Here is a 22,626-nt window from a genome sequence, read left to right on the forward strand (position 1 = left end):
AAGTTCTGTTTGCGCGATCACCGCAGAACACCGCGGGACACGCGCACCGGGACGTGGCGCAGCTTGGTAGCGCACTTGACTGGGGGTCAAGGGGTCGCAGGTTCAAATCCTGTCGTCCCGACGGAAACGTCGCAGGTAGGGGCCATCTTCGGATGGCCCCTACTTCGTGTTTGTGATCGACCTCGGCTCGCCATGGATTCCGAGGGCGAGGATGAGGATGATGACCGACGTGATCGTGGGATCGGCGCGAGGTGCCCGCGTGGGCTTGCTCGATCTCTGACTCGTCGACTTCCACCGCGCGGGCTGAGTTGGCTCTGCTTCTGCTGCCCGTTCGTGTTGACTCTGGTGCCAGGCTGGAGCGGATCCCGGTGCGACAAAGGGGCCTTCAGCCTTCGTTGCGCTGTGGCCCCTGACGCTGTGGAAGTGGTGTGCTGGTCAGGGGCCCAGAAGGTGGGCCCGTCGGACCATTTCACGACCAGGTCGCCGTCCAGCGTCTTCTGCGAGGGAGGTGCGGAACTGGCCGGTGGCCGTGGCGTGGCGCCAGAGCCCCGCGTTGCCCATGCCCTGGTTCTGGGAGGGCTTGTCCGGTGTGTAGTCGTTCACGGCCTGGTTGTAGAGGCGTACGACGTCGGCGTCGAACGGGCCTGGGGCCTTCCGGTTGGCAGCTGGACAGATGTTCCCCCTCTCTCGCGGCGCGCCATCGATGTCCTGGCCGCGGCCGGATCCCAGCGGTCGGCGTACGACGGGGGTGACGGGAGCGGGAGTTGACGGAGGCGGGACTTGACCTCTTTCCGATGCCGAACTCGTGAGCGGTGGCGTGGTCTACTTTGGAGAATGTCGTGAAAGCGTCCAGATTGGCTCTGGTGCTATGGCACATCCCGTGATGTTCGAGGACGACGACCCGTACCTGGTGCGGCTGCGCCAGGTGGCACTGGCTTTCCCGGACGCGGAGGAGCAGATCGCACATGGCCGACCGGGCTTCCGGGCCGGCAAATACTTTGCCTGGTACGGCGGTACGACCAAGGGCTCTGCTGATGACCGCATCCGCTACGACCGGGCGCTGATCGTCCTGCCGGACGACGCCGACCGTGCGGCCCTCGCCGAGGACGAGCGCTTCTTCGAACCCGCCTATCTCGCTCCGTCCGGCTGGATCGGCATCGACCTCGCCGCCGGCGGCACCACGGACCCCCAGGACGTGGACTGGCAGGAGGTGGCTGAACTCCTCGACACGTCCTACCGCCAGGTCGCCGGCGTCCGGCGATTGGCGCGCTTGAATGGGGAAGGCGGCCCGGCGGGTCCGTCCGAACCGTCCGGCTGAGGGTCTCTTCCTGGGGTGGTGTGAGCATGGGGCCTCCAGGCCGGCACGGTAGGCGCGCCGATGGGAGGGAGGCCGGGGGCAGGTTCGAGGACCCGGGCCAGTTCGACTGCTGGGCGTCTAGGGGAACGCGTGTAGCGGGATGAGCGCCACGCCGTACGGGCCCTGGACACCGGCGAACTGAGCGCCCGCGAACACTTCGCGCGGATGCGCGCTTGCGACCAACGGAGAGCGCCCTCGGTCGGCCAGGCCTGTCGCGAGAGCGTGTACGGCGGCGGGGCTCGGGCGTGCCAATCCGTGCCGCCTCATTCACCAACTTCCCAGAACTCACCTCTGCCCGGATCGTCGCGCTCTGCCACTCGCAACGTAACTACGGGCCTTGCGGCGGAGGTCTGCGACACCGCCAGAACAGCCCGGACCACACGGACGAGGGCGAGCAACCCTCAGGCGCTCCACGTGCGGGCCGAATCCGATCCGGGCTCCGTCATTCGGGCCTCTCACGGTTAAGCGTGCTGGGACGACGAGACGTGCCAGACGGAGCACTCAGTCACGACGGCGCGGCTTCGGGAGCCGCGGCGAGCCCGGCGCGGCCCGGTCGGGGAGTTCCATGCCCGGCTCAACGGGGCCGGGCGAAAAAGTATGGCGCGAGACGTCACACGAGCATGAACATCCAGACCTGTACTAGGTGACAGCGGTTCTCAGCGGATCTCTACCGGAGATCCACGCACGGTGACGGGAGCGCTGACATGGCGTACGCCCACACCGACCACCGTGCACCTACGACCCCGCGGACGGCGATCTGGACCTGGAACAGGACCGATCCGAGCGCGCCTGAGGATGCGACCCGGAGCGTGACCTAGGGCGGGACCTAGGACGCGACCCAGGGTGCGACCTCCTGTCGGCCTATGCCGGGACCTCCCCGCGACCGGTCGGGTGCCGGCGCTTCCGGGCACCGGCCTACCCCGCGCACACCGCCATGTACGGGGTGGCGCCGCGGCTTGGCCCCGGTGGCTGACCGCCCCGTCCGGCCAGGAGCTCGACCACTCAGCGTGCGGTCAGCCTGTGTCAGCGAGGCTTGGCATGCCGCTTTCGCGGCAGATTCTCAGACCGTGGTGGTGGGGTGTGCCGTTCCGGTAGTGCGGCGGTATTCGGCGTTGATCCGCTGGGCTTCCTCGAGCTGGTCTTCGAGGATGACGATGCGGCAGGCGGCCTCGATGGGTGTGCCCTGGTCTACGAGTTCGCGGGCGCGGGCGGCGATGCGCAGCTGGTAGCGGGAGTAGCGGCGGTGGCCGCCCGCGGAGCGCAGGGGGGTGATGAGGCGGGCTTCGCCGACGGCGCGCAGGAAGCCCTGGGTGGTGCCGAGCATCTCGGCGGCCCGGCCCATGGTGTAGGCGGGGTAGTCGTCGTCATCGAGACGGCCGAACGAATCGTCTGCTGTCATCTGCACCTCTCCATGGAACGCGTGGAGGGGCCCGGGTGCCGTACCTGGCACCCGGGCCCCGAAGGAACTGCTACACCATCTGCCGGCCCTGGTCCTGCGCCGGCCTTCTGTTTCCGCTGACCCGACCTGGAAGCCGTCGGGATTGCGGGGATCGCGGTTGCTTGACCGGAGACCACCTCACTATCGATGTCCTGCGGTACCCGGGCTCCGTGACTCGGCCCGGGCGATCCTGATGGCGCCTGGCTCCTCCGTTCTTCCCTCTTGGATCACTTGCTTACCTACGGGAACTGCGTACTGCTGGTGATACGAACTGCTGGTGACCTGATGGAGCGTCACGCTTCGGCAGCCAGCCCCGTCGCCTCTCCTGCATCTGCTCTGGCTTAGAACCCCACTGCCGAACTTCCCGGTGCGCGCGTCCGCAGCCGACGCCTTCACCGAGGTGCTGCTCAGTAACTTCGCTGCTGGGTATTGCGAACTGCACTTACGTGTACTGCGGTCCTGCTTGTGGCGGCCCCTGATCACTGCGGGCCGCCCGGTCCGGTCGTCAGTCCCGTCGCCGTCCTGCAACCGCTCTGGCTTCGAAACTCCACCACCGCACCGTCCTGCGTACTGCACATGCGGGTACTGCCACTTGCGGGTACTGCTGCCCGGCAGTTCGTCTCTGCCGGGCCTTGCTCGATCTCGGCTACGAGAGAAACCATAACCACACCGCTAGGCAATGTCTACTCCCGTCAGCACAGATTTCTGGAGGCTCGACAGTGAGGTAGTTGGCCTCGAACGAAGAGGGAAAGGTGGGAGGGAAGACAGGGCTGCGAGGGCGGGGACAGGTCATGCCGCCCGCAACGAGCCCTCCACGGCCGGTGCAGTACCGAGCGTGGGCGTCGGCTCTGCGCACATGCGTCGGCGCCCCGAGGCGAGTGCGTGGCTCATGCCCCCGGCGGCAGCGCGGGCCGCTCGGCTTCGTCGGCCGCGCTCCCGCCGCTCGCGCGGACCTCTCCGGTGTGCCTCAGCTCACCCACCGACGCCGCGCCGGTCCGGAACATCCGTGCAGGGACCAGCGTTCATCTGAGTGTGGCTGCGGAGGGGACAGTGTCCCCGGGCCTCACCTATAGCCCATGGGGAAGATCGTTCGGCTGAAGCCCCATGGAGCCTTTCGCCGAGAGGCGACCGCCCTCCGCGAGTCACGCTCTACGGCCCCGGCTGGTCTCCCCCGTCCAGCCGGGGCTTCTTGAGTATCTACAGGACGTCGGCGAGTTGGGAATCGGGGCGGGGGGACGCGTCCCATGCCGAACTCCTCCACGGTGTGGACCTTGGGGCGCATACCGGGAACCCCAAGCTGTACCGGTCGCGCTGCACAGGCTCCGGCTGTAGCCCGGACAGCGGCTCCGACACCGGCGTCACCAGCGTCCAGCCCTCTCTCCCCACCGCCTCCGGCATATGCCAGGACAGGCGTCGACACCTTCCTGTCTTGATCTGTCATTTCGCGGCATCTGCGGCCAACGCCTGCGGCCGTGGGGGTGATCGGGGCTATCCCGCTCACAGAACGTGAGGGGGCGAGGGGGGCGGAAGCTATCGCTGCTCGGCGGAAAGGGCGCGGGGGGCGGTGGGCTCCGCAGGTTCGGGTCTTCCTCGTCGGGGGAGCCCTGACGGCCGGCGGAGTCCTGACGGCTCACGTCGCCGTCACCGAGTGGCGGCTGACGCCCGGTCTGCTGCTCATCGGCCCCGTTCTGGTCAGTGCCCACAAGGGGCTGAAGGCCACCACAGGGGTCGTGATCTGGTCCGTCGCGCTGTGCGTCACGTGGTCTGTCGCGTTGTCCGTCGCCGACAGGCACGGCGGTGAACCCTCCCCGGCCGCTGTGGTCTTCGACTGCCTCGTCCTGGTCATCGGCGGAGGCGCGGTCGTCCACGGCGCGCGCCGTCGCGTCGATCGGGAAGCCGCGCTGGTCCGTGTCGCACAGCGCTCGCAGGACGCGGTGCTGCGTCCACTGGCTGCGGAGGTCGGCGGGGTCGGCTTCTCCTCCCTGTACCGCTCCGTCTCGGAGTTCGGCCTCGGCGGTGATCTGTACGACCTGGCCCACACTCCTTACGGACCACGCGTGTTGATCGGGGATGTGCGGGGTCACGGGCCGGAGGCCGCCGTGCTGTGCGCGGCCACGGTGGGCGCGTTCCGTGAGGGCGCCTGCGGCATGCCCTCGCTGGTGGACCTGGCCGCCCATCTCGACGCCCGGATCAGGGGGGATCTCGGACCGGAGGACTTCGTCACCGTGTTGCTCGCCGAGTTCGCGCCGGGCGAGGTGAGGCTGGTGAACTGCGGGCATCCGGCCCCGCTGCGCATCGGCCTGCGAGCCGAACCGCTGGCACCGAGTCGGCCATCGGCTCCGCTGGGGCTCGGCCCCCGCCCCCAGCTGCAACGCGCGCGGCTGGGCGTCGGTGAACGGCTGTTGCTCCACACCGACGGCCTGAGCGAGGCACGCGACGCACACGGGACGATGCTGCCCCTGGACGACCGGGTCAGGGAGGCCGCGTGCCTGCCCCTTCTGCAGGAGTGCCTCGACGCCCTGCTCTCCCTGGCGACCACTCACGCAGGCGGCTCGCTCCAGGACGACCTCGCCCTGATCATGTGCGAACCGCGTTGCGCGACGCCCACGGGTGACGGGGGCAGGATTCACGATCCCCCTGTCATCCGGGACCGATGCCTATGACCGTTGTCCGTGAGCAGCTCACGTTCCCGTGGCCGGAAAGGCACATCGATGGAGCCGACTGAGCGGCGGCCGGGAAACCTGCCGTCGGAGACCACCAGCATGGTCGGCCGCAGCCTCGAACTGCGGCAGCTGGAACGGCTGTGCGGCCGGTCCCGGCTGGTCACGGTGACCGGGGTGGGCGGCGTGGGCAAGAGCCGGCTCGCCCGGCGGGCGGCCGCCGGACTGCGGCCCCGTTTCGCGGACGGTGTGTGGTGGGTGGAGCTGACCGGTCTGAGGGAGGGCGCGCTGCTGGCCCACTCGATCGCGGAGGCGCTGCCCCTGGCCGACCAGTCCACCCGGCCCATGCTCGACGTGGTGGCCGGCTATCTGGCCGACCGGGAACTGCTGCTCGTGCTCGACACCTGCGGGCACCTGACCGACGCGTGCGTGATGGCCGCCGAGGCGCTGCTGCGGGCCGCTCCGAAACTGCAGATCATGATCACCAGTCGCCGCCGCCTCGGCCTCATGGCGGAGGAGGTGCTCACCCTGGAGCCCCTGCCGGTGCCGCGGGGCCAGGAGGACATGGACGACTCCGACGCCGTGACACTGCTGGTCGAACGGGCCGCCGAGACCGTGCCCGGCTTCACCGTGTCCGCCGCCGACGCGGCAGATGTCGTACGCCTCTCCCAGCTCCTCGAAGGGCTGCCCCTGGCCATCGAACTCGCCGCCGCCCGCCTTGGCCAGATGCCCGTCGACGAATTGGTGCAGCGGCTGCCGGACCGCTTCGGTGTCCTGCGCGACACCGACGGGGCGCCGGATGGCGACCCGCCCCCGGCCTCCCGCTCGCGCCCCGGCACGGAGGTGCCGCCCCGGCATCGGGCGCTGCGCACCACGATCGGCTGGAGCCACGAGCTGTGCACGCCGGCCGAACGGCTGCTGTGGGCACGGCTCTCGGTCTTCGCCGGGTCCTTCGACACCGAGGCGGCCGTGGCGGTCTGCGCCGACGAGCACCTGCCCGAGGACGACATCCCCGGACTGCTCGGCGTGCTCGTGGACAACTCCGTCGTCAACTGGCTGCCGGATACGGGGGGTTCGGAGCGATTCCGGATGCTGGACACCGTACGGGAGTACGGCGCGCACTGGCTGCGCGAACTGGGCGAGGAGGAACCTTTGTGCGACCGGCACCTGGCCTACTACCGTGCGTTCGCCCGGCAGGCGGACTCCGAGTGGCTCGGCCCGGAGCAGCTCACCTGGTACGCGCGTACGGCCGCGGAGTACACCAACCTGCGCGCCGCCCTGGACCTGAGCCTCCTGCGGCCGGAGGGACACACCGCACTGGAGCTGGCCGGCAACCTCTGGTTCTTCTGGCACGCCTGCGGGTTCCCGGGGGAGGGCCAGTACTACCTGGCGCAGGCCCTCGCCGCGGACCGCGTGCCGAGTCCGGAGCGCGGTAAGGCACTGTGGGCCGAGGGCATGGTGCTCGTCACGCTGGGAGAGCCGAAGGCGATCGGCGCACGGGTCACCGAAATCGCTTCGACGGCCGCCCGGTTCGGCTGCGCCGCGACGGCCGTCCGTGCCGACACCCTCGCGTCGATCGAGGCGGTGATGCTCGGCGACCACGCACGCGCCGCCACCCTGTCCCAGGCAGTCCTGGACCGGCACCGGTGCAGCCCGATGGCTCAACCCACGCACTCGGCCGGGTTCGTACGCAGCCTGGTGTACATCGGCGAGGGCCGCATCGACGAGGCCGTCGCCGTACTGGACCACGTCCGGGCCGACTGCGACCGGCACGGCGAGCAGTGGGCGCGCGCCTTCGCCGACTACATGTGTGCGCGCGCCGATCTGGCCCGCGGCCGGGTGGAGGCCGCGTTCGAACACGGGCGGGCCTCGTGGCTCGCCAAGCGCCGCCTCGACGACTCGCTCGGGATGGCCGTCGCCCTGGACGTCCTCGCCGCCGCCGCCGCCGCGGCCGCGGCCTCGGATGCCCGGCGGACCGCGCACCTGCTCGGCCTCGCCCAGCAGGTGTGGGACACCCTCGGCGCACCGCAGATCGGCGTCTCGGAGTGGATCGCCACCCGCCGGGCCTGCGAGGAGCAGGCCCGGCAGGCTCTGGGCGACGACGCCTACACCACCGTCTTCCACAACGGCTACCGCACACGTCAGGACGCCCCCGACCCACTGACCCCCGAAGCGGCGGCGCCCGAATGACGCCGTCCTCCGCCGTGATGGGGCTGTCCGCTCAGCCGCCGGCGGACGGCTTCGGCGTACTTGCCCACGATCGCCATGCCGTTCTCCACCGCGACGGGCTTCCCGTCGATCCCTAGCTGTACGGCTGTGCCGCTGTGCCGCTGTGCTTCTGAAATCCATCGGGCCTCCTTGATCCGCCTTGGTCCGGTGACGGGTCCGGGGTATCTGTGCGTATGCGGACATTGGCAATCGCCGTTGTTCGAGACTTTTACGGCACGGGCCAAGGAGGCCCATTCCGGCGCGCAGAGCCCTGATCCAGACCGGCACCGAGCCCTGCCGCTACCAGGCCACCGAGGCCCAGTGTCAGGGCCGGGCCTGCGCGCGAACCGGCCGCAGCAGTGCCCGACATGGAGGCGGTGGCTTCCTGGAAGGTGACATACCGCCAGCGGAAGAAGTGTCGGACCCCTGCGGCCGGTCCACCACCGGACGGCCACGGCCGGCGGGCTGCCCGGGGGACAGGATCACTTCCCGGGGTTGCTTCCCCTTGTCTCCGCGCCGGTTGACCAGGGGAAGGGGCGCTCACCGCCAACTTCAGCAATGTCAGCGCGAAGCGGCTTCGGTGCGGTGAAGCACCGTAGTTGTCACCGAGTCGGCGCGCTACTTGTCACCCACAGCGCGGAAAGCATGGTTGTTGTCACCGACTCCAGTGCCCGGGCGTCGATCCCTTCCCACCCACCTCGGTGAGCAAGGCGCGTCCCTGCTGATGCTGATGGCAAGTCCCGGCAAAGGAAGCCGGAGAACCACCGCTACGTCACCAGCCTGCTCGCGCCCGGCGCCCGGCGTCGCTGATGGTCACGGCTGCGTTGTAGCGACCTTGAGGCCGAACCCGATCAGGACAATGCCCATGATCCGATCCATGGACCGGCGCACGGAAGGCTGCTGGAAGAACGCGCGGGCCTTGGCCAGGAGCATCACGTAGCTGCCGAGCCATACGGCGGTCAGCAGCGCGTGGATGAGGACCAGCAGGGCCATACCGGCGTGCGGGGGCAGCCCGGAGGGAGCCAGTGTCGGCAGCAGGCCGGTGTAGAAGACGGCGATCTTGGGGTTGAAGACGTTGCTGACCAGGCCGGTCCGCCAGGGGCTGCCTACGGGTGCGGCAGGGAGCGTGTCCGCAGTTTGCGCCCGGCCGCGTCGGCTTTGAATCAGTGCCTGGACGCCCAGAAAGACCAGGTAGGCGGCACCGGCCAGCTTGACCACGGTGTAGGCGGCTGCGGAAGCGGCCAGCACCGCGGCGAGGCCCACGACCGTGAGAACACCCCAGAGCAGCAACCCTCCGGTGATGCCTCCGACCGTCCGCAGCCCGTCCCGCCATCCGGCAGAAATGGCCCGCTTCGTCACAACGGCCATGTCCGGCCCGGGCACCATGGTCAGCACGGCGAGCACGCCGGCCGCAGTGAGTAACTGTAGGAACATGCCTCCAGTCTCACATCGGGAACGATGAGGCCGGGCTTCGGCCGCCAAGCCCTCACGCCGCCTCGCCGGTGGCATTCCCTCCGGGGCGCCGCGCAGCATGCTGTAGAAATGCTGGAACGCCGTTGCGTTCCCGCGAAGGTGACCGGGCCTATGTGAGTTCTTTCCGCATCAACGTGCACATCGTCTCGTAGCGGCGCAACGATCCATCGGGGGCTTGCTCGTCCCACGAGTCCGGCTGACGACCGTACGGGATATAGCCCAGCCTTTCGTACAGCCCACGTGCCCGCGGGTTGCTCTCCTCCACAGCGAGCTCGGCCTGCCGCAGACCGCGGTTCCTGATCCGCAGTTCTGCGGCTGCAACAAGGAACGTGCCGATCCCGCACGCCTGCAATGCGGGGTGGACTGCCAGCTGCCACAAAGTGCCGACACCCTCCTTGACCTGGTAGTCGACGCCGCCCTTCGCCACAGGGATGTCAGTTGCAGGGCAGACCGCGAGGTAGTCGACCTCGCCGGTCCGGGCACGTTCCAACTGCTTGGCGACGCTCGCCAGATGGTGGTCAGACCCTGCCCACCCGCACGACGCCAAGTCCGCATGCACCAAATCGCGGGCTGACAACTTCAACACAACCTTGATCACCTTCAGTACCTCCGGCGAGCCAGCATCCACGCCGATCACACAGGGCGCAAAGCCGTTTCCTCTGCCCCACTCCTGGTACACGGGCCACCGCTGTTGAAGTAAGCAGACGAGCGCTGCTGTTGGAAGCGCGCGAAACCAGACACGAGAGGCACCGCGAATGGCCGGCGGTTGAGATGGTCTCGCTGTGTCTGGTGTGATCACGGCGGCGTACGAGCCGTTTTGGAAAGCCCCGTTCGCCGGGCTCAGCCCGCGGCAGTTCGGCAAGCTGGTCACCGAGCCGCGGCGCCGAGGCGCGGATCCCGTCCGCAAGGCACGCCAGGTGAATCCGCGAACCCGGGCCGAGCCGTCGGCAGGTATGAGCGGTAGGTACTCAAGGGTGGGGCTCGGTCGGCCGATGGCTGGAGCATGCCCTCACTTTCTGTGATCACGAACCGCCGCCCTCTTGCTAGGCGCCTGCTCAGAGCAGGTCCCGTGTGCGCTGTCCTGATGTGGACTCTCGCGCAGGGTCCAGTGACCCAGCCGACTGAGGCCGTCGCGATGCACCCGGCGGCGACCGTGGACGGCAAGGGACTGCGGGCGTTGTTCGGTTCGGAGAACCGGGTGATCCGTACGCGCGAGCGTGTGATCGCCGTGACGTTCAACGCGGCCTGGAACGATGCCGGCCTCGACAGCATCCTCGGTGAGCTCGCCCGCCGTCGCACACCCGCTACGTTCTTCCTGACCGGCGACTTCGCCGACCGCCACCCCGCTGTGGTGAGGAAGATCGCGGCAGCGGGCCACGGGCTGGGTAACCACTCCTACAGCCACCCCCACTTCAAGGACCTGACCAAGGCCGGACGACAGCACGAAGTGGTGGCGGCGGACCGCGCCCTTCGCGCGGCCGCGAGCGGGGCAGGCCGCGCGATGACGCCGTTCTTCCGGTTCCCGTACAGCGAGACCAGTCCCGCTCACATCGGGGAGGTCAACGCCCTCGGGTTCGCGGACATCGAGTTCACCACCGACACCAACGGATGGAAGGGGACCGACGGCGGCATGACGGTGGACCGTGCAGTGGACAGGGCACTGGACGCTCTGCGTCCGGGAGCGGTCCTACAGATGCACGTCGGGGCATCACAGGGCCGCACCGAGGTGATCGACGCTCAGGCCCTGCCCCGCATCCTCAAAGCATTCAACGCCCGCGGCTACCGTGTCATCGACCTGCGCACTCTGCTCACATCCGAGCCCCGGCCGAGTAAAAGCTTCTGACCTCTCTCCCGGATGGCCCGGTCTGGCGTCGCCCCGAAGGCTTTCGGCGACGTTGGCCAGTCGCCGTCGGGCTTTGCCGGGTGCGCAGCAGCCTTTGCCCTGCCAGGCGTCACGGCCTTCCGTGATGGCGATGGCGATGGCGATGACGGCGATGACGATGCTCACGGGCCGAGAACTGACAGGCGACCGCGGCAGCGGAGGAGACCTCGATGACAGTGACCAGGCCGAAGCCGATCAGGGCTGGAGGGAGCGAGGGTGCCGGCCGTAGTGGCGACGATCGCCTCGATGAGGTGTAGGTGATGGTCGCGGCGACCAGCAGACGTATGCGGCAGGTGAGCCCGTCGCGGCGAGCCGGGGAGGCCCAAAGGACGTCGACCTCTCGGCGGTCGTGGTCAGCAGCAGCCCTTCTCGGCGGCGTCGACGCAGGTGCGGTCACTCTCGACGGCCACCACGGCGGTGCGCAGGTCGTCCAGAGCGTGGCCGAGGCGGGGGTCGGCCAGCTCGTAGCGGGTGCGGCGACCGTCGGGCACGGTGACGACCAGGCCGCAGTCGCGCAGGCAGGCGAGGTGATTGGACAGCCGGGTGCGGGAGATGCCGAGCGCGTCGGCGAGCTCGGCGGGGTAGGCGGGCGCGTCCCGCAGAGCGAGCAGGATGCGGCAGCGGATCGGGTCGGCGAGCGCGCGGCCGAATCGGGCCAGCACCTCGATGTCGGGAGCAACAGTCAGCACACCACGACAGTACACGAATGCCTGAATTCAGAGGGGCGTGGATGATCTGTCTTTGGGTGCGGAGCGCCGGGATGGCTGCGCCTTTGCGCTAGAAATCGAACATGTGGTCTATTCGGAGGCATGGACCGTGACCGCTTCCCCACTGACCTTCTGAAGGATCAGACCGCCTGGTACCTCACCTACGACGAACTGGCCGTCGCCCCAGCCGGAGCGCAGACCGCCGCACGTCGTCGCCTGCTGGAACTCTCCCGCCGCGTCGTGGGGCACCCCTTCTGGCAGACGCCTGCTGGAACGCCAGCCGCACGGGTGGCCCTCAAGGAGATCGCCCGAACCCAGGCGAAAGCAGGGTCGTGACGCGCGCCGTACGGAAGCCTGCCGCTGAGCGGCGCAGCGCATGCGCGAGCAGGGCCTGTCCGATGCGTCGGACGCGAAGCGGGACAGCAATGCCGGACCGGGCCTGCACTGACCACCGACCGTAGGGTCGAGTCAGGTGTGCCGGTGGTCGTCGGTCGGACCTGGTTCTTCGGGAACCCGTTGGGCTACGGGCAGTTGGCCTTCTGTCTCGGTCAAGGGCAGGACGTGCCGCAGGGCGCTGCCATCCAGGGCGTGGAGGACCGGGGTGGCGGGATTGGCCAGGGTGAGGCTGCCCCCGGCGTGGTGGACGGCATGGCGGATGCCGAGGATGGTGTGGAGGCTCGCGTTGTCGCACCAGGTGATCTGAGAGAGGTCCAGCACCAGGTGGTGTTGGCCGCGAGCCAGAGCCTGGGCGGTGATCTCGCAGAGCTCGGCGACGGTGCCGGAGTCGAGTTCGCCGGTGAGGGTCAACGTGAGGGACCGGGCGTCGACAGCGGTACTTTGAAGAATCGTCAGCCGTGCGCCGGCCGATTTCCGATGCTCGTTTGCGCCCTTCACCCGCGTCGCCCCTTTTTGCTCCCTCGTGCCGGGACCGTGGGTCATTGTCTCACCGCCCCCACGAGGCTCGCCCGGCGTGTTGCATCACGCCAAGGGGTGTGCAGCTGTGCTAATCGGATTCGGCCGCGTTGAGCCGGTGGAAGTTGCCCGCAGTCGTCTACAGCAAGGCGTTCGGCTGGCGCTTCGAGAAGGGCGAAACGGCTGGGGCAAGCCGTACTTCGGCATCTTCACCGGCGGTCAGTGGCGCGCGGGCGGACTGTGCACCACAGCTCAGCACGGAGGCGCGGCGATTACATGATGCTGTCGACCCTGGTCACCGACGTGGCCGCCACGGTCGCCGCCACCGGCGCGGGAGCCCGCGTTGAGCACGGCCCGCCCTCCAAACCTGATGGCCTGGCCTTCGTCCGCCTGCTCGCCCCGCGCGGCAACCGCTTCGTCCTGTTCTCCCAGCCCACCGCGCAGCAGGCCGCCGTCGAGCAAGCACAACTTGCCCACCGGGCCGTGATGGATACCGCCGAGGCAGCGCACCGGACGGCCTTGCAACAGACTGAAGCCGCTCACCGAACGGCCCTCGAAATCGCCCATGCGCAGATCAAGGCTGATCACGACAAGTGGGTGGACGAAGCGCAGCGAACGTCGTTCCTCGCATTCCAAAGCGCACTGGGGCGAACAAGATTGAGTGCATATTGCAGGTCATGCAAGTCCGCTGTCGTATGACGAAGCATGTGCCGGTGGCTTCGGCGTCTGCCAGGTCCATGGCCAGGTTGCGGGCGGCTTGGCTGATTCAGGCCGCGGTGGGTGGGCGGTGGTGCCGAGGATCCTGACGCGGCGGGTGGCGTGCTCGATGACGGTCAGGTAGACGCGACGAAGCAACACGAAAGCTCATCCTGCCGCACCGTCGAACACGCTCGTGAGCTGCATGGACGACATTTTTGGCAGGCGCAAGTGCCGCGGTGGCCGCGACAGTCGTCCACGACGGTTGTCCACAGCTGCCGGGACCGGTCTTTGTGGCATGCCCTGGTTCCTCCTTGCGGATCACGGAGCGAGAGGTGGGGTTGTGATGCGGACGTCACAAACTGTGAACCAGTGGGAGCGCTCCCAAGGATGGGGACGGCGGAAATAAAGGGCAAGAGGCTTGAAGAGTCGAATTAATTCGACAGTGGAGATTGGGAACTCCTCTGTTGCTTGACGGCAATTCTTTCTCTACAGTCCACCAGCAACCAGTGGGAGCGGTTCCATCAGTCGACGCGCCGGCCTTGTGCCGATCGCGCCCGAGCTGCAAGGAGTCGCTCATGCGGCACCTCCCGCGTCATGCGTTACAAGCAACCCTGCTGGCGTGCGTCGTCTCGACGGCCACGCTCGTCCCCCTGACCGACGCCGCGTCCGCAGCTGCCCCCGCCTGCTCGGTGGAGTACTCCGTCACCGGGCAGTGGGGCAGCGGCTTCCAGGCCGCCGTGAAGGTCACCAACAACGGTGCGGCCAAGGATGGTTGGAGCCTGTCCTTCGCCTTCGCCGACGGACAGAAGGTCACTCAGGGCTGGGCCGCGAAGTGGTCCCAGGCCGGGACGGCCGTGACCGCGACCAACGAGTCCTGGAACGGTGCGCTTCCCTCCGGCGGAAGCGTCTCCGCCGGGTTCATCGGATCGCGGTCCGGCGCCAACACCGTGCCGACAGCCTTCAAGCTGAACGGCACGACTTGCAACACCGACATCACCGATCCGACCGACCCGACGGACCCGACCGACCCCACGGATCCGGGTGGCGAGGGTGAAGCCCCGGCCCTCAAGGTCTCCGGGAACAAGCTCGTCGATGGATCCGGGGCCACCCGACGGATCCTCGGCGTGAACCGCTCCGGCGCCGAGTTCATGTGCGTACAGGGCCACGGGATCTTCGACGGTCCGGTCGACGACGCGTCCGTCGCGGCCATCGCCGACTGGAAAGCCAACGCTGTCCGGATCCCCCTCAACGAGGAGTGCTGGCTCGGCCTCGACAACATCAAGCCCGAGTACGCGGGCCTCAACTACCAGTCCGCCATCAAGGAGTTGGTCACCAAGGTCAAGGCCCACGGCATGACGCCGATCCTGGAGATGCACTGGTCGTACGGCCAGTACACCGGGAACTCGGCGGGCTGCTCCGACATCCACGCCACCTGTCAGAAGCCGATGCCGGACGCCCGGTACGCACCCGGTTTCTGGTCCTCGGTCGCGAGCACCTACAAGGACGATCCGACGGTCGTCTTCGACCTCTTCAACGAGCCGTATCCGGACCGCGCCACCTCCAACCTCTCAGCCGCGTGGGCCTGTTGGAAGGACGGGGGCAGCTGCCCCGGCATCGGCTACGAAGTCGCCGGCATGCAGGACCTCGTCGACTCGGTCCGTGCCACGGGCGCCAAGAACGTGATCCTCGCGGGCGGCCTCGCCTACTCCAACGACCTCGGCCAGTGGCTCGCCCACCGGCCCTCCGACCCGGCCGGCAATCTCGCCGCGGCCTGGCACGTCTACAACTTCAACACCTGCTCCACCGAGAGCTGCTGGGACTCCACACTCGCGCCCGTCGCGGCCCAAGTGCCGCTGGTGGCAGGCGAGATCGGCGAAAACACCTGCTCGCACGCGTTCGTCGACCGCGTCATGAAGTGGTTCGACGACCGGAAGCTGTCGTACCTCGGCTGGACCTGGAACACCTGGGACTGCTCCTCCGGGCCGTCCCTGATCAGCTCGTACGACGGCACACCGACCGCATTCGGGATCGGCCTGCGCGATCACCTGCGCACCGTGAACGGATGACCACCCTTCACCCCCCGACCCCGCTCACCCCATCCGTATGACGAAAGGGACCTCGCACACCATGAGCCGTATCAGATCCCGAGCCGGCACCGCCGTGCTCACCACCCTCGCCCTCACCGGCGCCGCCTGTGCCGGCACCGCCGTCGCGGTGCCCGACGACATAGGGGCGACGGCCGCCGCCTGCAGCGTCGACTACAAGGTGCAGAACCAGTGGGGCAGCGGCTTCACCACCGCCGTCACCGTCACCAACAACGGCGCCGCGGTGAACAGTTGGGACCTCACCTGGTCCTACGCGGGCAACCAGAAGGTGACCAACGGCTGGAACGCCGACATCTCCCAGTCCGGCAGCGCCGTCACCGCCAAGAACGCCTCCTACAACGGCGCCCTCGGCACCGGCGCCTCCGCCTCCTTCGGCTTCAACGCCACCTACAGCGGCAGCAACGCCATGCCCACCACCTTCAAGCTGAACGGCGTCACCTGCAACGAGGACACCGACCCGGGAGACCCAGGCGATCCGGGTGATCCGTCCGGGCGCGTCGACAATCCGTACGCCGGCGCCAAGGTGTACGTGAATCCGGAGTGGGCCGCGAAGGCCAAGGCCGAACCCGGCGGCAGCCGCATCGCGAGCCAACCCACCGGCGTCTGGCTCGACCGCATCGCCGCCATCAACGGCGTGGGCGACGGCATGGGCCTGCGCGACCACCTCGACGCGGCCCTCACCCAGAAGGGCAGCGGCGAACAAGTCGTCCAACTCGTCGTGTACGACCTGCCGGGCCGTGACTGTGCCGCTCTGGCCTCCAATGGTGAGCTCGGCCCGACGGAGATCGACAAGTACAAGACGGACTTCATCGACCCGATCGCCACGATCCTCGCCGACCCCAAGTACGCGGCTCTGCGCATCGTCACCACCATCGAGATCGACTCGCTGCCCAACCTCATCACCAACGTCTCCGGCCGGCCCACGGCCACGCCCAACTGTGACGTGATGAAGGCCAACGGCAACTACCAGAAGGGCGTCGGCTACGCCCTGGACAAGCTCGGTGACATCAAGAACGTCTACAACTATATCGACGCGGGCCACCACGGCTGGCTCGGCTGGGACGACAACTTCGGTGCCTCCGCCGAGTTGTTCAAGTCGACCGCCTCCGGTAACGGCGCGAAACTGTCCGACGTCCACGGCTTCATCGTGAACACGGCCAACTACAGCGCACTCAAGGAGAACAACTTCGCCATCGGCGACTCCGTCGCGGGCAAGTCGGTGCGCGAGTCCAAGTGGGTCGACTGGAACCGCTACACGGACGAGCTGTCGTACGCCCAGGCCATGCGCACCAAGCTGGTCTCGCTCGGCTTCGACCAGAACCTCGGCATGCTGATCGACACCTCCCGCAACGGCTGGGGCGGCACGGCTCGGCCTGCCGGTCCCGGGGCCACCACGGACGTCGACACGTACGTGAACGGCGGACGCTACGACCGACGCATCCACCTCGGCAACTGGTGCAACCAGTCCGGCGCCGGCCTCGGCGAGCGGCCGCAGGCCAACCCGGCCACCGGCATCGACGCGTACGTGTGGATGAAGCCGCCGGGTGAGTCCGACGGCTCGAGCACCGCCATCGACAACGACGAGGGCAAGGGCTTCGACCGCATGTGCGACCCGACGTACACCGGTAACCCGCGCAACAACAACAACATGTCCGGGGCGCTGCCCAACGCGCCGTTGTCCGGCCACTGGTTCTCCGCCCAGTTCCAGGAGCTCATGAAGAACGCCTACCCCGCGCTGTAGGCGCATCGCACTCCGCCGGGGCCCGGGAGAGCACGTCCCCGGGCCCCGGCGGACAGCCGTCAGCATCACCGGCACACCGGTCGCCGGCGCTCGGGGTCACCCCTCTGCGGGGTTGGCGGAGTGCCTACCGCGCGCGAGACCGCTCACCTGGTCGGTCACCGCGCCGATGCCGAGCATCAGCTCCAGGGCGGTCCGGGCCATCTGTTCCTTCGAGACGGTCTCGGCAGCCAGGGACAGCATGGCGTTCTGCATCTCCCCCTTGAAAACCTCGATGAGGGAGAGTTCCGGCGCCAGGTAGCGCACCGACCCCTCGACGTTGGCGAACGCCTTGCCGAGGACGGCGACCGTGGGGCTGGTCCTGATGCCCCGCTTGGTGGAGCACGTCAGGACGCGAGTGAGGGTCAGGCCGAAGTTGAGCTCTTCGAGGGGGGCGTCGGCGATCTGCGGCACCAGGGCCGCCATGTCGGAGGAGAAGGCACCGAGCTTCGCCCAGGGCGTGGCATGCCCCAGCTCCACCCACGCTTTGGCCAGCCCATGACCGTCGTTCTGAGCCAGGGTGAGGAGGATCAGCATGAGCAGCATGCCGGTCCGCCGGTCGGTGCGCCCCACCATGCCCCAGTCGATCAGGGTCGCCTTCTCCCCGGGGGCGACGAAGACGTTCCCGGGATGGAGATCGGCGTGGAAGAAGCGGTCTACGAAGAAGCCGCGAAACACGAACGCCAGCAGGTCCTCCCCGATGCCCATCCGTTCGTGCGTGGAGAAGGCGTCCTGGTCGGCATGGCGGATGGACCGGCCCGGCGCCAGACTCTGCACCAGAACCCGCGGGGTGGCGAGGAGCACCTCCGGAACCGCGAGGTGCTTGAAAGACGCGGTGAGCTCGGCGGCTCGCCGCATGTTGCGTGCCTCTGTGGTGAAGTCCAGTTCGGGTCTCATCGCCTCGAAGAGGACTTCGAGCATGGCCTCTACGTCGACCACGGCGGTGAACCGGGGGGCCAGCCGTCCGGTCAGGCGGGCCCCCCGGCGCAGGATCGCCATGTCCTGGACGACCGTCTCCCGCACTCCAGGACGCTGAATCTTCACCACGGCGGGTCGCCCGTCGGCCAGGGTGGCACGGTAGACCTGGGCCAGGGATGCCGCACCCAGGGGTTGCTGGGTGTCGATGTCCCTCAGTTCCCTGGCCCAGTTGGCGCCGAGCTCCTCACGCAGCACCGGCTGGAGCTCGGAGAAGGGCAGTACGCACGCGTTGTCATGCAGTTTCTCCAGCTCCGGAATCACGTAATCCGGCACGATGTCGGGGCGGGTGGAGAGAATCTGACCGACCTTCATGTAGAAGGGGCCGAGCTGCTCGAACGCCCTGCGGACACTCTGAGCGCGCTCCGATCTCTGCTGTGCCCGCCCGTCGAAGGTCCCCGGCCTCCCGGGACGGCCGTTGCGCACGGAGCGGGACAGTTCCTCGGCCGCGAGCCGCCTGAACACACGGGACACCTGGCTCAGACGGCCGCTGCTCACCATGGGACCGCCTCGACGATAGACAGCAGCTGATTACCGGCAACGCCAGGACGTCACGTCCGCCTCGACTCCTGACCCCTCACGGAGCCACGTGCGGCCGACGCCTCCCGCAACGCTTCGACGACGTCGGACAGTTCGGAGCGCAGGGCCTGAACGGTTCCTGCGAGGTCGTCCTGCTCGGCCCTCTCGTCGCGCCGGCTCTGACGGGGGAAGTCAGTGGCTGCCGCGGCCCGGGGGGAACGGTCCCTGGAGTCGTAACCGTCGTCCTCGACGGATCGACGGCCACCTTCCCGGCCCCTCCAGCGATCGCGGTCCCGGTCGTGCCAACGGCCGTCGTCCTCGCGTGGCCGCCAGTGATCGTGGTCGTACCATCGGCCGTCGTCCTCGCGCTGGCGCCAGTGATCGTGGTCCCGGTCGTGCCAACGGCCGTCGTTCTCGCGTTGCCGCCAGTGTTCATCCCTCCTTCGTCGTCGCCCACCCCTGCGCCTTTCGAGTTCGTCGTAGTCGATGATGTCATCGAATGCCTCTTTGAGGTCGTCCGTGAGGCCACCGAGGAGGTCTCTGAAGGTGTCGCTGGTGCTTTTACCCATTCGTTTTTCCTTTCGGAGTTCTTCCGAGGTGCCGATCGATTTTCGGTGACGGCCCTATTGGGTGCAGGTGGTTTATCGCTCGTCTTCCAGGTGGAGGACGAGTCCGGCACGGATACCGAGCCAGATGGAGTGGTCACTTCCCGAGCCGTCGAGCGCGAAGCGGCCGTACCGGAGATCCCGCTCGTCGGTGCGAACGGTGACCCAGACGTTGTCCAGCAGCCAGTGGTCGCTCTCGACCTGCGCGTTGAGTCGCAGGTACACCGGGTGGCGGGTCACGTCGTCGAGCGTCAGCCGCGGTGCCGACGGGTCGTTCTCCGACGGGTGCGTGACCGTGCTGTCACGCCCCAGCCTGAAGTTGTTCCTGTCTCCGCGGCGGAAATCGTCCTCGTCGTAGTTGTCGAGCAGGAATTCGCGCCCTCCCAGGCCCAGATAGACCAGGGCGTCCGTGCCTGCGTCCGGTTCATCACCGGTCAGCACTTCGATGTCGATCTGTTCGATGTCGGCCATGACACTCCCTTTTTTCGGCCGAGACCCGGGCGTACATGCGGGCCTTCGGGTCGATTGGACGGGTGTTGCGATAAGGATTCCCTACTGTGTCCTGATAAATTCCGGAGGGAGCGGCGATTAATTTTTCGCGGGCCGGATCACTTTCCTCTGGATTTATTATCCGAGGAAAGTAATATCGGCCGGGGGAGAGCGGGGGCCGGGCTTGCACCGGGCGTACTCAGTGGGATCGTTCGATCAAGTAGTGCGCGAGAGCAGTCAGTTCCGCTCCGGCGCGGGGGTGAAGAGGCAAGGACGCCAGCGTTTCCCGCGCGCGCCGCAGTGCGGCATGTCCCTCTCCGGTGACGAGAGCGCGGCCGCCTCCGTCCTCGATCAGCTCGGTCGCCCGAGCCACCTGTGTGTTCGTCAGGGCGTCCGGACCAGCGAGCAGCTCGGCCAGCCGTCGTGCCGCGGGACCGTCCCGCTCCAGGGCTCTGAGCACGGGTAGCGTCTTCTTGCGCCGACGCAGGTCGCTGCCGACGGGCTTTCCTGTCCGGGCGGGGTCGCCCCAGATTCCCAGGACGTCGTCCATGATCTGAAAGGCCAGACCCACCTCGCGGCCGGCTGTGTCGAAAGCTTCGACGTGTCGCGGGCTGCCACCGGCGAGCAGCGCGCCCATCGCGGCGGACATACCGAGCAGAGCGCCTGTCTTGTTCACCGCCATCGCCCGGTACTCCGCGGCGGTCACGGCGCCGGGGCCGCGCCAGGGGCGATCTTCGAAGTCCAGGTCCTCGGTCTGTCCGTGCATCAGTGCGCGCAGGCAGCCACACAGCAGAGTCAGCGCCTGCGGGGCGTGCTCCCCCGTGGAGTGGGCCGCGGTCTCTATCGCGAGGGTGAGCAGGACGTCACCGGCCAGGACAGCGGGTCCGATGCCGTACGTCTTCCACAGGGTGGGGCGGTGCCGGCGCCGTTCGTCGTGGTCCATGACGTCGTCGTGCACGAGGCTGAAGGCGTGTACGAGTTCCGCCGTCACCGCGGCCGGCACGGCGTCCTGGCCGCGGCCGCCGACGGCCTCCGCGGCCAGGACCGCCAGAACTTGCCGAATTCCCTTGCCCGTTCCTTCGCGGACATCAGCGTGGAATTCTCCGTCCGCGTCGCACCATCCGAAGGAGTAGCGCGTCATCAGGCCGGTCCGCGGATGGAGCCGGTCCGTGACGGACCGCAGCGCCGGATGGACCAGATGGCGACAACGGTCGATCACGTCGTCGATGCGTTCGTCGTGAACCGTGGACAGGGAAGTCATGCGTTCACATCCTTTGTCTCGGTGCGCCTGAACGAGAGGGCGCCATCACCTGCGAGGAGGGGAGGGGGCGCTCGGCCGTCGGCTGCCTGATCCCTCGGGGTACGGGTGGTCCGGGTCTGCGCCGTCCTCGGCCTGCCCCGCGTTCCGCTCCGTCGTCGGCACCCAGCGCCCGCCGGAAGGCTGTTTCGCGCCGCCGCCGGCCCGGGCGGCTGCCTCACGGCTGCCGGGTCAGGCAAGGTCGTCCCACCACCAGGCGACGGAGGGTATGGGCACCGGGCCACTGCCGCTGTGCGCAGGCACGTCCGACCACCTCGGCGGTGCTTCATCCGCAGGCGCGGGGCCCGCGTCCGAACCGACATAGCGCGGCACGTGCAGCCCCCATTCGATATTCCCTCGGATGCCGTGGCACAAGCCGAGCAGGTAGGACCGCAGCTCCGTACTCGCCCACTTCCGTACTTGCTCCTGAAGCTCAAGGAAGCGCGTCAGAATGCGGTCGCGCATGCTGGTCGCCGCTCCGACGGCCTCCGCCAAGGTCATGTCCGTTCCTTGCGTCAGAGCGCGGTAGACGTTCATGTCCTGGCCGTTGGCGTGCTCTTTGCGCAGCGAATGCCGGTCGTTGTCGAGGGCTGCGACGGCGATGGCCATCTCCGTCAGGGCCCGCACCGCGGGTCGGTGCATCTCCGCTGCCTCCACCTGGACACCGGTGGCCAATTCCAGCATGGCGAACGTCGGTTCGCCGCCGGAGGACAGCAGCCTCATGGCGAGGTATTCGTCCAGCCGCGGCATGTGCCCACGGGTGTAATTCCCGACCTGCCAGCACACGCCCGCCAGCCATGCCCGGTGTGCCGCGGCGAAACGGTGGAACTGCGTCGAGGTGCCCAGGGAGCGGAAGCGGGTGGCGATGTCCTGCAACGGCGGTGTGTAGCGCTCGCCGTCGTCGTGGGCCGTCGGCGCCTCCAGCGCTCGTTGCACACGCCCGGCTACCGCGTTGAACTCGGAGGGCCGCCTGCTCAGTGGTCCGTTGTCGCATCGGGCGTCATCGAAGGCGAAACCCCAGTAGACCCACAGCGACGCGGCCAAGAGGCGGTCGTCGTCCGCCCCGGGAGCGAACCGACCGTAGAAATCGACGCTCCGTGAAGCGGCGGTCCGCCGGTATTCGTCTTCGGTCACGCACATACCGCACGCGCGGACCCATTCCAGGGCCCGCCGCTCGATCGACACGGCGCGGGGGTGGCAGCGGGACTCCAGTGGACAGAAGTAGGGGGGCAACTCGGCAGCGACCAGAGAATCGACCACGGATGACCCTTCCCGTAGAGCGCAGGTACTGCCACTCCAGGCTGGCACCCGACACACCTTCCGGACGGGTTCCTGAATGGAAACCCATCTAACAGGTGAAAAGGCTAGCTATCTCATCGGACAATCAGTTATTCGATGGTCCTGACTCGAAGTCTCCCTATCGGATGGGACTGACAGGAGGACGCTGACCGACCGCTCAAGAGGTCACCTTGGCGGCTGAATTGAACGCATTGAGGCATTGGCGCTCGACAGTGCGCTACCGC

18 protein-coding genes, 1 tRNA gene and 2 pseudogenes are annotated in these 22,626 nt (G+C 68.1%); 10 read left to right on the forward strand and 11 right to left on the reverse strand.

Annotated elements, in window-relative coordinates; all coding sequences use genetic code 11:
* The first annotated feature begins 47 nt into the window (after positions 1–47).
* Together AB0I94_RS23325 and AB0I94_RS23330 are read left to right on the forward strand one after the other, a co-directional pair.
* A tRNA-Pro gene (locus tag AB0I94_RS23325) sits at positions 48–121 on the forward strand.
* A gap of 747 nt (positions 122–868) precedes the next feature.
* On the forward strand, positions 869–1,318 hold the full coding sequence (locus AB0I94_RS23330) for an MmcQ/YjbR family DNA-binding protein (RefSeq protein WP_363311536.1): 450 nt from the start codon (positions 869–871) through the stop codon (positions 1,316–1,318).
* Between the two features lie 1,099 nt (positions 1,319–2,417).
* On the opposite strand, the gene AB0I94_RS23335 is transcribed toward AB0I94_RS23330, so the two are convergent.
* Complete coding sequence (locus AB0I94_RS23335) at positions 2,418–2,756, reverse strand: MerR family transcriptional regulator (protein WP_363311537.1); 339 nt, start codon at positions 2,754–2,756, stop codon at positions 2,418–2,420.
* Positions 2,757–4,525: 1,769 nt separating this feature from the next.
* Here AB0I94_RS23335 and AB0I94_RS23340 point away from each other — a divergent pair.
* The gene (locus AB0I94_RS23340) at positions 4,526–5,458 is read left to right on the forward strand and encodes a PP2C family protein-serine/threonine phosphatase (RefSeq protein WP_363311538.1); all 933 of its coding nucleotides are present in this window, start codon (positions 4,526–4,528) and stop codon (positions 5,456–5,458) included.
* Positions 5,459–5,506: 48 nt separating this feature from the next.
* On the forward strand, positions 5,507–7,645 hold the full coding sequence (locus AB0I94_RS23345; RefSeq protein WP_363311539.1) for an NB-ARC domain-containing protein: 2,139 nt from the start codon (positions 5,507–5,509) through the stop codon (positions 7,643–7,645).
* Positions 7,646–8,476: 831 nt separating this feature from the next.
* On the opposite strand, the gene AB0I94_RS23350 is transcribed toward AB0I94_RS23345, so the two are convergent.
* Positions 8,477–9,097: a LysE family translocator gene (locus tag AB0I94_RS23350; RefSeq protein ID WP_363311540.1), complete on the reverse strand. Its 621-nt coding sequence runs from the start codon at positions 9,095–9,097 to the stop codon at positions 8,477–8,479.
* 148 nt (positions 9,098–9,245) lie between these two features.
* Positions 9,246–9,734: an N-acetyltransferase gene (locus AB0I94_RS23355; protein WP_363311617.1), complete on the reverse strand. Its 489-nt coding sequence runs from the start codon at positions 9,732–9,734 to the stop codon at positions 9,246–9,248.
* Between the two features lie 184 nt (positions 9,735–9,918).
* On the opposite strand from AB0I94_RS23355, the pseudogene AB0I94_RS23360 reads away from it, so the two are divergent.
* Both AB0I94_RS23360 and AB0I94_RS23365 read left to right on the forward strand, forming a co-directional pair.
* Positions 9,919–10,050 (forward strand): annotated as a pseudogene (locus tag AB0I94_RS23360) (IS5/IS1182 family transposase); the annotation flags it as partial.
* 194 nt (positions 10,051–10,244) lie between these two features.
* Entirely contained in the window at positions 10,245–10,979 is a 735-nt protein-coding gene (locus AB0I94_RS23365; RefSeq protein ID WP_363311542.1) for a polysaccharide deacetylase family protein, read from the forward strand.
* A gap of 157 nt (positions 10,980–11,136) precedes the next feature.
* Here AB0I94_RS23365 and AB0I94_RS23370 read toward each other — a convergent pair.
* Both AB0I94_RS23370 and AB0I94_RS23375 read right to left on the reverse strand, forming a co-directional pair.
* Positions 11,137–11,304, reverse strand: a pseudogene (locus AB0I94_RS23370) (cation transporter); the annotation flags it as partial.
* Positions 11,305–11,371: 67 nt separating this feature from the next.
* Complete coding sequence (locus AB0I94_RS23375) at positions 11,372–11,707, reverse strand: metalloregulator ArsR/SmtB family transcription factor (RefSeq protein WP_363311543.1); 336 nt, start codon at positions 11,705–11,707, stop codon at positions 11,372–11,374.
* 120 nt (positions 11,708–11,827) lie between these two features.
* Between AB0I94_RS23375 and AB0I94_RS23380 the strand changes: the two genes are divergently transcribed.
* A complete protein-coding gene (locus AB0I94_RS23380; RefSeq protein ID WP_363311544.1) occupies positions 11,828–12,061 on the forward strand; it encodes a hypothetical protein in 234 nt (77 codons plus the stop codon).
* 132 nt (positions 12,062–12,193) lie between these two features.
* Here AB0I94_RS23380 and AB0I94_RS23385 read toward each other — a convergent pair whose 3' ends face one another.
* On the reverse strand, positions 12,194–12,619 hold the full coding sequence (locus AB0I94_RS23385) for an STAS domain-containing protein (RefSeq protein ID WP_363311546.1): 426 nt from the start codon (positions 12,617–12,619) through the stop codon (positions 12,194–12,196).
* Positions 12,620–12,913: 294 nt separating this feature from the next.
* Here AB0I94_RS23385 and AB0I94_RS23390 point away from each other — a divergent pair, with 294 nt between their 5' ends.
* The 3 genes from AB0I94_RS23390 (at position 12,914) to AB0I94_RS23400 (ending at position 17,182) form a co-directional block, all read left to right on the forward strand.
* Positions 12,914–13,336, forward strand: coding sequence for a hypothetical protein (locus tag AB0I94_RS23390; RefSeq protein ID WP_363311547.1), 423 nt, complete (start codon positions 12,914–12,916; stop codon positions 13,334–13,336).
* A gap of 575 nt (positions 13,337–13,911) precedes the next feature.
* Positions 13,912–15,402 carry a cellulose binding domain-containing protein gene (locus AB0I94_RS23395; protein ID WP_363311548.1) on the forward strand — a complete coding sequence of 497 codons (1,491 nt, stop codon included), beginning with the start codon at positions 13,912–13,914 and terminating at the stop codon, positions 15,400–15,402.
* 61 nt (positions 15,403–15,463) lie between these two features.
* A complete protein-coding gene (locus AB0I94_RS23400) occupies positions 15,464–17,182 on the forward strand; it encodes a glycoside hydrolase family 6 protein (protein ID WP_363311549.1) in 1,719 nt (572 codons plus the stop codon).
* Between the two features lie 96 nt (positions 17,183–17,278).
* On the opposite strand, the gene AB0I94_RS23405 is transcribed toward AB0I94_RS23400, so the two are convergent.
* The 5 genes from AB0I94_RS23405 to AB0I94_RS23425 all read right to left on the reverse strand — a co-directional run bounded on the left by AB0I94_RS23405 (position 17,279) and on the right by AB0I94_RS23425 (position 22,288).
* Positions 17,279–18,694 (reverse strand): AarF/UbiB family protein, encoded by a 1,416-nt coding sequence (locus AB0I94_RS23405; RefSeq protein WP_363311550.1) that lies wholly within the window; start codon positions 18,692–18,694, stop codon positions 17,279–17,281.
* A gap of 50 nt (positions 18,695–18,744) precedes the next feature.
* On the reverse strand, positions 18,745–19,281 hold the full coding sequence (locus AB0I94_RS23410) for a hypothetical protein (protein WP_363311551.1): 537 nt from the start codon (positions 19,279–19,281) through the stop codon (positions 18,745–18,747).
* Between the two features lie 72 nt (positions 19,282–19,353).
* Positions 19,354–19,788, reverse strand: a complete 435-nt coding sequence (locus AB0I94_RS23415; RefSeq protein ID WP_363311553.1) for a hypothetical protein — start codon at positions 19,786–19,788, stop codon at positions 19,354–19,356.
* A 217-nt stretch (positions 19,789–20,005) separates the two neighbouring features.
* Entirely contained in the window at positions 20,006–21,067 is a 1,062-nt protein-coding gene (locus AB0I94_RS23420) for a polyprenyl synthetase family protein (protein ID WP_363311554.1), read from the reverse strand.
* A gap of 228 nt (positions 21,068–21,295) precedes the next feature.
* A complete protein-coding gene (locus AB0I94_RS23425) occupies positions 21,296–22,288 on the reverse strand; it encodes a hypothetical protein (protein ID WP_363311555.1) in 993 nt (330 codons plus the stop codon).
* Positions 22,289–22,626: the final 338 nt, after the last annotated feature.

Origin of the sequence: Streptomyces sp. NPDC050147, from assembly GCF_040660195.1 — a bacterium.
Taxonomy (GTDB): Bacteria; Actinomycetota; Actinomycetes; order Streptomycetales; family Streptomycetaceae; genus Streptomyces.